Below are 386 nucleotides of genomic sequence, written 5' to 3'. Positions count from 1 at the left end.
GTTGCGGGTCCCATGCGCGGGTCAGCTGTTGTAACAGTGTTGATTTGCCGCATCCGGTTCGCCCGAGAATCGCTATATGTTCCCCGGCGTTTACCTGAAGAGAAATCCCTTTAAGTGCCTGTTGAGATTGCTCCGGATAAGTGAACTGAACATCCCGTAACGTCAGCGAAACGCGATCGGCAACACGAGTTTGGGTATCAGGAAAGGTGACCTCCGGTTTTTGATCCGTTAAGTCAGAGATACGTACGGCAGAGGCAATGACTTGCCCCAGATGCTGAAATGCACCCGTTACTGGTGCCAGTGCTTCAAACGCGGCTAACGCGCAGAAGACAAACAGGGCAATTAACGCGCCGGGTTGAGCATTGCCGCCAACGCCGCCAGACGCC

Annotated in this window: 1 protein-coding gene; it reads right to left on the bottom strand. The window is 54.4% G+C overall.

Going from position 1 to position 386, the window contains the following annotated elements; translation table 11 throughout:
- Nucleotides 1-386 (bottom strand): ATP-binding cassette domain-containing protein (locus tag KOE80_RS20230; RefSeq protein ID WP_226349861.1); only part of this gene is annotated, 386 nt, incomplete at both ends.

This window comes from Alcaligenes sp. 13f (assembly GCF_020496585.1).
Lineage (GTDB): Bacteria > Pseudomonadota > Gammaproteobacteria > Burkholderiales > Burkholderiaceae_B > Alcaligenes > Alcaligenes phenolicus.
This window is presented reverse-complemented; position numbering and strand designations above follow the sequence as displayed.